The organism is Herbaspirillum sp. YR522, from assembly GCF_000282575.1.
Classification (GTDB): Bacteria; Pseudomonadota; Gammaproteobacteria; order Burkholderiales; family Burkholderiaceae_D; genus Herbaspirillum.
The window spans coordinates 1-8383 of the sequence record NZ_AKJA01000008.1; the positions used below are offsets into that span (position 1 = coordinate 1).

At 67.4% G+C, this 8383-nt stretch carries 7 protein-coding genes and 1 pseudogene; 2 read left to right on the plus strand and 6 right to left on the minus strand.

Features of this window, described 5'->3' with window-relative positions; translation table 11 throughout:
• Both PMI40_RS00695 and PMI40_RS00700 read left to right on the plus strand, forming a co-directional pair.
• A pseudogene (locus PMI40_RS00695) lies at nt 1-1101 on the plus strand (bacteriophage N4 adsorption protein A); the annotation flags it as partial.
• 35 nt (nt 1102-1136) lie between these two features.
• Nucleotides 1137-2015: a hypothetical protein gene (locus PMI40_RS00700; RefSeq protein WP_008111093.1), complete on the plus strand. Its 879-nt coding sequence runs from the start codon at nt 1137-1139 to the stop codon at nt 2013-2015.
• Between the two features lie 2 nt (nt 2016-2017).
• On the opposite strand, the gene PMI40_RS00705 is transcribed toward PMI40_RS00700, so the two are convergent.
• The 6 genes from PMI40_RS00705 to PMI40_RS00725 all read right to left on the minus strand — a co-directional run bounded on the left by PMI40_RS00705 (nt 2018) and on the right by PMI40_RS00725 (nt 8214).
• The gene (locus PMI40_RS00705) at nt 2018-4456 is read right to left on the minus strand and encodes a TonB-dependent receptor (protein ID WP_008111095.1); all 2439 of its coding nucleotides are present in this window, start codon (nt 4454-4456) and stop codon (nt 2018-2020) included.
• A 110-nt stretch (nt 4457-4566) separates the two neighbouring features.
• Complete coding sequence (locus PMI40_RS00710) at nt 4567-5595, minus strand: FecR domain-containing protein (protein WP_008111096.1); 1029 nt, start codon at nt 5593-5595, stop codon at nt 4567-4569.
• The gene (locus PMI40_RS00715) at nt 5592-6107 is read right to left on the minus strand and encodes a sigma-70 family RNA polymerase sigma factor (protein WP_369770625.1); all 516 of its coding nucleotides are present in this window, start codon (nt 6105-6107) and stop codon (nt 5592-5594) included. Before PMI40_RS00715 ends, PMI40_RS00710 begins: the two co-directional genes overlap by 4 nt.
• A gap of 126 nt (nt 6108-6233) precedes the next feature.
• A complete protein-coding gene (locus PMI40_RS00720; protein ID WP_008111102.1) occupies nt 6234-6797 on the minus strand; it encodes a DUF2325 domain-containing protein in 564 nt (187 codons plus the stop codon).
• Nucleotides 6798-6907: 110 nt separating this feature from the next.
• A complete protein-coding gene (locus PMI40_RS24200; RefSeq protein WP_008111104.1) occupies nt 6908-7078 on the minus strand; it encodes a hypothetical protein in 171 nt (56 codons plus the stop codon).
• Nucleotides 7075-8214: a PepSY domain-containing protein gene (locus tag PMI40_RS00725; protein ID WP_040501461.1), complete on the minus strand. Its 1140-nt coding sequence runs from the start codon at nt 8212-8214 to the stop codon at nt 7075-7077. Before PMI40_RS00725 ends, PMI40_RS24200 begins: the two co-directional genes overlap by 4 nt.
• Between the last annotated feature and the right edge of the window lie 169 nt (nt 8215-8383).

Consider the following 8383-nt stretch of genomic DNA (forward strand, 5'->3'; position numbering starts at 1 on the left):
GCGGGCGGCCTGCCGCTCGCCACCGAGATCGGCTTGCTGGCCGATACCGGCCATGGTCGCCAGGCGCGTGAAAAATTCATCGCCGGGCGCGACGCTGGTGCACTGGACGACCTCGACGATCTGCAACTGGCGTACCTGGCGCAACGCGCCGGCGACAACGGCAGTGCCCAGGCCGCCTTCGGTCGCGCCGACGACGCCGGCAAGCTACCTGAGGAGGCATTGCAGGATGCGGCTTTCTCGGCGCTGCACGAAAGCGACGACGCCGCTGCGCTGGCCTGGTTCGAACGCAGCGTCGACGCCGCCGACGGCGGTCGCATCGAGCGCACTGCGCAGCAACGTTTCGATACCCGTCGCGCCATCGCGACGGTCGACCGCGAGGCAGGCGCGACGGCATCGATCACCCGCAGCGGCGGCGGCCCCAGCGCCGGCAACGGCGGGCGTCCCGGCGCATCCAGCCGCGACAGTACGCTGCAGGCTGGCGCCGAGCTCTGGTGGCGTCCCTTCGGCTACATGGATGGACGCACGGTGGAAGTGTTCGGCCGCGTCTTCCAGACGCTGCAGGACCAGTCCGGCGGCAGCACCGGGGCGCAGACCGCCCAGGGCACCGTGGGCGCCCGCTGGAAGCCTTTCTCGAGCCAGAACCTCGTGCTGTCGATGGGGCGCCTGGTGCCACTGGGGGCGCAGTCCTCGGCCGACTGGCTGGCGCAGGTGGCATATTCCGACGGCATCGGCACCGACCTGCGCGCAGACCGCACCGCCTGGTGGACCACCCAGTGGTACGCCGAGGCCGGCCGTTACCTGCAACATCCCCAGACCTATGGCGTGGCATCGCTGCAGAGCGGCCGCAGCGTGCGGCTGGACAATGTGCTGCCGGGCCTGGTGGTGTTTCCGCACCTCACCGTCAATACCGATTTCAACTCGCTCAACGGCAACCGCACCGCCACCGGCTTCGGACCCGGCGTCAACCTGCGCTATTGGTTCCGGGGCGACACCTATCACGCGCCCCGTTCCTCGTTGGACCTGTCATTGCAATACCGTTTCAGGATCCAGGGTGATGAACGCGCCAAGGGATTCTTCGTGACCACCACGCTGTCTTACTGACCAAATCAATTTTCGGTGAGGCTTTCTTGTCCAGCATGCAACCCGCCGGCCGTCCCGCGCGCCGCGTCCTACTGACCGCCTTGTCGCTGGGGGCGGCCCTGCTGCTGGGCGCCTGCGCCGGCTGCGATCCCACCCAGGCCCGCCTGGCCGAGCCGCTGCAGGTCGATGGCGTGGTGTGGCAACCCGACAATGCCACCGTCATGCCGCAGGGCAACTGGGACCGGCTGGGGGCGCGTGAGTTGCTGGTGCAATGGAGCGCGGTCGACGGCACCGCCTTCGTTGCGGGCAGCGCCATGCCATCGGCGCCCCGCTTGCCGGACTGGCACCGGATTGCGGGCGAACCCTGGGCACGCAAGGTGATCATGGGGTTGGCCGGACGTTTCGACGAGAAGGTGGCGCGTGCCGACATCGAGCAGCTGGTGGCCGATTCGGTCGAGCTGGCCAAGCTGCCGACCCCGGTCAAGGTGAGCGGCTGGTATTTTCCGGTCGAGATCGATCCGACCTGGTCCGAGGCGCCGCGTCTGGGCGCGCTGCTGGCGAAGTTGCCGCGGCCGCTCTGGATTACCGTCTATGACAGCGCCAATGTCGGCCCCGAGGCCCTTGCCGACGGCCTGATGAAATGGCTGCCGCCCGATGTCGGCGTCTATTTCCAGGACGGCGTGGGGGTCTATGCCCGCCAGCCCCAGGTGGCGCTGCATTATGCCGAGGTCCTGAGCCGGCGCCTGGGCAGCGGCCGCCTGCGCATCATCGCCGAGGCCTTCCGGCCCCAGGTCGGGGGTGGTTTCCGCAGTGCCACGGCAGCCGAGATCCGACCGCAGGTCAACCTGTACCGCGACTATCACGTCACCATCTTCGACGGGCCGCATTACCTGCCGCCGCCGCTGGTGGACGAGTTGAGCCGGCCGCAGCGCTAGCGTCAGAAATCGATGGATGCCGACAGCAGCACCGTGCGCGCCGCGGCGATGGTCACATACGGCTTGTCGATGAGCCAGTAGTCGCGGTTGAACAGGTTCTCGACCGTGGCGCGCAGCAGCAGCGGGCGTGCCCCGAGCCGCGTGCTGTAGCGGGCGCCGATATCGACCCGGGTCCAGCCAGGCAGGCGCAGCTTGTTCTCGGCATTGAAATACACCGACGAGGTATGCAGCACCCGGGTGCTCAAGGCCAGGCCTGCCAGCCATGGGGTATCCCAGTCCAGCCCCAGGTTGAAGGCGCGCCGCGGCACCCCGGGGGCGACGTGACCATCGTTGGCGTGGTCGGTGGTGCGCCGCAGCCGGGCGTCGTAGAACGTGGCGCTGGCCATGAGCCGCACATCGGGCAGCGCTTCGCCATAGGCGGCCAATTCCAGCCCCCGATTGCGCTGCTGGCCATCGTAGCCGTAGGTGCTGGCCGAGGGTGTACCCGCGACCTGGGTGATGACGGCGCTGGGATTGTCGATCTGGAACACGGCTGCGCTGGTCATGACGCGGCCCCAGTCGAGCTTGACCCCGGTCTCGACCTGGTGCGAGCGATACGGCGGCAGGATCTCGCCGGCGTTGACCATACCGGAAGGCACGATCGTTCCGCGGGTAAGGCCGGCGGTGTAGTTGGCGTAGAGCGCGAGGTCGTCGGCCGGCTTGAGCACCACGCCCAGCAGCGGCGACAGGGCGCTGGCCTGGTAGGCCGATTCCTGCAGGCCCGACTGCGTATCGTAGCTGTCGTAGCGCACCTGCTGCCGGCGGGCGCCCACGAACAGGCGCAGGCGATCGTCCAGCATCGACAGGGTGTCGGTCAGCGTGAGGCTGGTGAGCACCATCCCGTAGGCTTTCCTGGGCGCCGTGCGCGCATCGGTAATGGGCGGCAGCGGCGTTGCCTGGTAGATGCTGTAGCTGGCCGTGCCGCTGGATGTCACGTAGGCGTTGCCGCCTTCCTGGCGCAACTGGGTGAGCCCGGCATCGATGGCGTGACGCACGCCAGCGCCGGACAGGCGCAGGTGCAGGCCGACATCGGCGGTGGCGGTGCGGGTGGTGGCGTCGTAGTAGGCGTTGCGCAGCGTGCCGAGGCCGGCGGCGTCGGCCGAACCGGTCGGCAGGTTTTGCCATGACGCCCCGTTGCGGTAGCCGATCGCGCCGTGCAGCGTGAGATCGGGGTCGAGGTCGACTTCCAGCCGTGACGCCAGCACATCATCCTGCAGGCGTAACCGGCTGCCCGCATAGAAGTTGCTGTTGCCCGCCGGCGCCGCCGGGATCGACGTGACACCGTCGAGGAACCCCACCTGCGGGCGGAAACCGTCCACATCCTCGCGCTGGCTGAACGCATCCAGCGACCAGCGCAGGCCGCGCTGCCGGTAGTCCAGCGCCAACGCGCCCACCCCCAGCTGTTGCCGGCCACCCGAGATACCGCCCTCGCCATCCTTGACCACGCCGTTGACCCGCAGCCCCCAGGCGTTGTCCGGGCCGAAGCGCTGGCCCACGTCCGCCTCGAGTCCACCCTGGGCCCGGCTCTGGAGGCTGCCGGTCAGGCGCGCCAACGGCGTCTCGCCGGCGCGCTTGGTGACGATGTTGATACTGCCGCCGATGCTGCCGCCCGGGCTGATGCCATTGAGCACGGTGCCCGGGCCTTTCAGTACGTCGACCCGTTCCACGATGGCCGCCGGCATGTGGCCGGCCGAGGAAAGCCCGAACAGGCCATTGAGGCCGACATCGTCGTTGGCCAGGCTGTAGCCGCGAATCTGGAAGGTATCGCCAAAGCCGCCGGTGGAGGTCAGCATGCGCACCGAGGCATCGTTGACCACCACATCGGCCAGGGTACGTGCCTGCTGGTCGCGCAGCACCGTGGCGGTGTAGTTGAGCGTGGAAAATGGCACATCCATGACATTGGCCGCGCCCAGCACGCCCAGGCTGCCGCTGCGCGCCAGCTGGCCGCCGGCATACGGTACGGTGGCGTCGCGGTCGGGGCTGGCGTTGATCACCACCAGGGGGAGCGGCGCTGCCTGTTCGGCATGGCTGCCCACCCGCGCCAGCAAATAGCCGCCATTGGCCTGGCGGCTGGCCACGATCGGGGTATCGGCCAGCAACGCCGTGAGCCCCTGTTCGACGCTGTAATGGCCGCGCAGGCCGGGGCTGTCCAGCCCGGCGGTGATCTCGGGACGGAACGACAGCAGGATGCCGGCGTCGTGACCGAAGCGGCCCAGCACTTCCTCGAGCGAGCCCGGTGCGATGTCGTAGGCCCGCGCGAGCGGGGTTTGCGCCTGCGCCGGGGCCGCCAGGCAAGGCCACAGCAAGCTCGCCCCCAGCAGCAGATGCACGACGGTGCAGGCAGAGGCAGCACGTTGCCGGACCGACCATGCGGTACCCCTGAACGTGGTTGTCTGCGCCATCGCGATGCGACCTCTCCTGGCATGAGTGAAAATGAGGGCTAACAACACCATGACCCGCGAGAAACCAGAACGGCTCAACCTGGCGGCATTATTCTTGTTGTCTGTCGACCTCAGCTGCGCCGCGCTGTCCTTGGGCCCACCCGCATGCGCCGTCCGCCCAGCAAACCGTCGCGGATCTCGATCTGGACATCGAGCGTGGCGGCCAGCGTCTCGAGGATCTGGTCCGGGTTGTCGAGCGGAAACGAACCCGATACCCGCAGTTGTGCCACTGCCGGATCGCAGGCCAGGCTGTCGCGGCTGTAGCGCGACAGCTCGGCGATGAAGTCGTGCAGCCGCATGCTGCGGGCAATCAGGAAGCCATCGGTCCAGGCCGGCGCGGTCGTCTCGAGCCGGTCTGCCGGCCCGATGTCGCTGGCGCTGAAGCGCGCCTGATGTCCGGCCTGCACCACCAGCTCCTGCTGGCTGGCCTCGCGTGGCACGATGCGCACCGCTCCTTCGAACACCTTGACCTCGGTGCACTGCGCCAGTTGGCGCACGGTGTAGCGGGTGCCCAGCGCCTGTGCGGTGCCATGGGCGGTCTCGACCAGGAACGGGCGCATCATTGCATCCCGGGCGGTGGCCACGAACAGCTCGCCGGCGACCAGGCACAGGCGCCGTTGGTTGGCGTCATAGCGTACGTCGAGGGAGCTGGTGGTATTGAGCATGATCTGGCTGCCGTCGGTCAGCGCCAGCGAACGCCGTTCGCCGATGGCGGTACGGTAGTCGGCATTCCATTGGCGCCACGGGGTATTGCTGGCCACGCCCCAGGCGCCGCCACCGGCAAAGATCATCACGGCCAGGGTCTTGACCAGCCGGCGCCGGTGCGACGAGCCCGATGGCGCCAGTGCCGCCTGGGCGGCGGCCGAACTGACCGAGGCCGCCAGCGGCTGCAAGCGTCCGCGCACCGATTCGATGCGTTGCCAGGCACGCTCATGGTCGTCGTGCGCGGCACGCCAGCGGTTCCATTCGATGATCGTTTCGGGGGGCAGCGGCTCGCTCTGCAATTCCACCAGCCACTCCAGCGCGCGTTCGGCGACCTGCGGCGGCACGTTGGCGGCGTCAGCGGTAGGCTGGTACCAGGTAGAGGCCGGCGCCCTCATGCCAAGAACGAGATATCGGCGAAGTAGCAGCTTTGCAATGCCTTGACCAGGTAGCGCTTGACGGTGGGAATCGAGATACCCAGTGCCGCGGCGACCTCGGCATGGCTTTGTCCATCGAGTTGCGACAGCAGGAACGCGCTGCGCTGGATTGCCGGCAATCCATCGAGCAGCATGTCGAGTTCGGCCAGCGTCTCCAGCACTATCGCCTGTTCTTCGGGGGATGGCGCCAGGCTGACCGGAAGTTGTGCCAGCGCTTCGAGGTAGGCTTTTTCCAGTTTCTCGCGGCGCCACAGGTTCGACACCAGGTTCTGCGCCACGGTGGTCAGGTAGGCGCGCGGCTCATCGAGCGACGACGGCACGCGCTCGCTGCTGAGCAGTCGCATGAAGGTATCCTGCGCCAGGTCGGCGGCTTGTTCCGCATTGCCGACCCGGCGCGCGAGCCACCTACGCAGCCACGAATGATGGGTGCTGTAGAGGGATTCGACGTCGGTCGAAGCACAGGAAGTCGGCAAGATCAACACCTCGGCAACGCGCCGCAACGGCAAGAACGCACGCGGCTGTAAAAGGCGGATTATAAATGATAGTGATTTTTATTAACGAATTGACGCCGCGCGGATGTCGTTGAAACGAGACATTTGTTAAATTTCTGTTAATTTGTTTTCATTGACGCCGAGCCAGTCGCGATTGATTCGCACCACCCGGAAGGTGGCAGGTTGCGCCGCCATCACGCAGGTCTTGCCGGTGCGCCTGCAATGATCGTGGACCCGCCAGTAGGCGCCGTGGCTGAGGCAACCGGTCTGGCAGATCACCAGGTCGGCACCGGCGATACTGGCTTCCAGGGCCGACAGCCCGGGCGCCGCGTCTTCCACGGCGGCCGTGGGCACACCGGCGGCGTCCATGGACGGGCGTAGTTTCTCGCGCATCAAGTCCTGCACCCGGGCGCTCAATTCGCTGACCTTGCGCGCCAGTGCCGCGCGTGGCGCCAGGCCGGGTGTCGCCGCCAGCAGCGCGGCGTGGTCTTCCTCGGCCCAGGCCAGGGCCGTGTCGCGGGCGATGACGGCCGCGCGCGCCTTCATCAGTTCGGCTTGCATGCCGGCCATCGCTGCAGCGTGCGCCTGCAATAAATCGTCACAGCGGCGCTGGGCGGCGGCCAGTTGGCGTAGCAGCACGGCATGTTCCAAGACAAGCGGTTGGTCGGTCATCACGAATCTCCTGGCAGGGCCTCATGGCGACGTTGCTGCAAGACGAGGCGGACGACGATTATAAATGAGAATTGTTGCGATTTAGTGGCGCTGTCGGAAGGGGTATCGGCCTATGCGGGCGGACGCCGCTGGGCTACCAGCTTGTACAAGGCCAGCCCGACCGGCAGGCCCAGCCCGGCCCAGCACAGCCAGTCCCACGGGCCATCGCCGAAGATGCCGGCGGCCAGTCCGAGGGCGCTCGACAAGGCCAGCACCAATGGCCAGCTCCAGGTTCCATTCATGGCTGTTCCTTCAGGCTCAGGTTGGTGCCATCGATCTGGGCGATGGCGCTCTTGCTGCGCCGGCTCCAGATCACCAGTCCGGTCACGGTGGCCGCGGTGGTCAACAGCGTAAGCAGCGCCCACAGTATCTTCAGCGGCAATCCGCCGTAGTCGCCGAAGTGGAATGGTCCCGACAGCAGCAGTACCTGCATGTACCAGGGCATGCTGCGTTGCGCGGCCAGCTCGCCCGTCTCGGCGTCGACCACCACGATGTCGAAGACCCGCTTCTCGATCTCGGTATGGCCCCGCAGCACCGCCATGTAATGCCGCTGCGTGGCGTATTCCGAGCCCGGATAGAAGATATAGGCCAGGTCCTTGCCCGGTACCGCCAGGTCGGCCACGCGGCGGACCTGGTCCAGCGGCGCCATGCGCCGGGGCGCGGCGGCCGGCAAGGTCCGGATCAGCTCGGTGAGCTCGGTCTTCTGCCACAGTCCGATGATGAGTGGCGAAAACGACAGGAAGCTGCCGGTCAGGCCCACCACCAGCGCCCACACCATCACCACGATGCCGGTCAGGTTGTGCAGGTCGGCCAGCACGATGCGCGGCTGGCGGCCGAAGCGCACCAGGCCAAAGGCCAGCTTGCGCATGAACGGTCCATACAGCACGATGCCGCTGAGCATGCTCAGGACGAACACCAGGCCCACCGCCCCGATGAACAGCTGGCCGGCAAACCCGAGGAAGAGGTTGACATGCAGCTTCAGGATGAAGCCGGTAAAGGTGTCGCCGGTGAATAGCGCGCGGGTGCTGCCGTCGGTGGCGTCCATGAAGACCGAAGTGCCTTCGCGCAGGCTGGCCACGCCCGGCGCGCCGACGCGCACACCGACCATCGGTACCCCTTCGTCCTCGAACATGGTGATCGACTTGGGGGCGGTACCGGGGTGGGCCGCCACGGCGACGTCGGCCAGTCGTTGCAGGCTGGGACGCGGCGCGCCGGAGGCCGCCTTGGTGGTCGCCGGCTCCTGCGCGAGCAGGTGGTCGATCTCGTGATGGAAGATCAGGACCAGGCCGGTCAGGCACAGCAGCAACAGGTTGGCGGTGCAGACCAGGCTGGTCCAGCGGTGCACGGCGTACCAGCCGCGCAAGGTTTTGCTTTTCATGTCGGTCTTCGGCTGGGCGGTGGGCCGCCCTCTCCCCGTTATCTGTATTGGATGGCGCAGATTATAGAGGATGAGAACGATTCTCGACTCAGACGTGGCGCAACAGCGGCCCGCCGTTGCCCGCCACACCCGGCCCAATGAAAACGGCACTGGCGGGTTGCCCCGCCAG

What these genes read in the sequence shown, in the direction of transcription:
- PMI40_RS00700 (WP_008111093.1), top strand. Translation starts at nt 1,137, where the DNA reads ATGCAACCCGCCGGCCGTCCCGCGCGCCGCGTCCTACTGACCGCCTTG.
- PMI40_RS00705 (WP_008111095.1), bottom strand. Translation starts at nt 4,456, where the DNA reads ATGGCGCAGACAACCACGTTCAGGGGTACCGCATGGTCGGTCCGGCAA.
- PMI40_RS00710 (WP_008111096.1), bottom strand. Translation starts at nt 5,595, where the DNA reads ATGAGGGCGCCGGCCTCTACCTGGTACCAGCCTACCGCTGACGCCGCC.
- PMI40_RS00720 (WP_008111102.1), bottom strand. Translation starts at nt 6,797, where the DNA reads ATGACCGACCAACCGCTTGTCTTGGAACATGCCGTGCTGCTACGCCAA.
- PMI40_RS24200 (WP_008111104.1), bottom strand. Translation starts at nt 7,078, where the DNA reads ATGAATGGAACCTGGAGCTGGCCATTGGTGCTGGCCTTGTCGAGCGCC.
- PMI40_RS00725 (WP_040501461.1), bottom strand. Translation starts at nt 8,214, where the DNA reads ATGAAAAGCAAAACCTTGCGCGGCTGGTACGCCGTGCACCGCTGGACC.